Source organism: Methylibium sp. T29 (assembly GCF_000576205.1).
In the GTDB taxonomy this organism is placed as follows: Bacteria; Pseudomonadota; Gammaproteobacteria; order Burkholderiales; family Burkholderiaceae_C; genus Methylibium; species Methylibium petroleiphilum.
Genome location: NZ_AZND01000585.1, coordinates 1 through 667 on the forward strand (window position 1 = coordinate 1; position 667 = coordinate 667).

Annotated in this window: 1 protein-coding gene; it reads left to right on the plus strand. The window is 74.7% G+C overall.

All coding sequences use genetic code 11. The annotated features are described in order from the left end of the window. Window positions 1-667, plus strand: a 667-nt coding sequence (locus x551_RS22965) for an ABC transporter permease (protein ID WP_036252202.1), incomplete at both ends; no start/stop codon positions are given.

Consider the following 667-nt stretch of genomic DNA (forward strand, 5'->3'; position numbering starts at 1 on the left):
GAGCCCGGCGTGTTCGTGAGCGAGGCGATGGTGGCGCTGTACGGCGCCGCGCCGGGCACGCGCCTCGTGCTGCCGCTGACGCACCGCGACGGCCACGCGCTGCCCACGCGCTTCTTCGTGCGCGGCGTGTGGCGCGACTACGCACGCCAGCAGGGTGCGCTGGTGGTCGACGCGCAGGACTTCGTGGCGCTCACCGGCGACACACGCGTGAACGACCTGGCGCTCACGCTCGCGCCCGGCGCCGACTCGGCCGCGCTGCAGCAGGCGCTGCGCGCGCTGGCGCCCGACCCGGCGCTGCTCGAGTTCGCGCAGGCCGGCGAGATCCGCGCGAGCTCGCTGCGCATCTTCGACCGCAGCTTCGCGGTCACCTACTGGCTGCAGGCGGTGGCGATCGCGATCGGGCTGTTCGGCATCGCGGCCAGCTTCTCGGCCCAGGTGCTGGCGCGGCGCAAGGAGTTCGGCCTGCTGGCGCACCTGGGCTTCACGCGCGGCCAGGTGCTGGCCATCGTGGCCGGCGAAGGCGTGGCGTGGACGGCGGCCGGTGCCCTGCTCGGCCTGGCGCTCGGGCTGGCCGTGAGCGTGGTGCTGGTGCACGTGGTCAACCCGCAGAGCTTCCACTGGACGATGGAACTGCTGGCGCCCTGGGGCCGGCTGGCCGCGCTGTGCG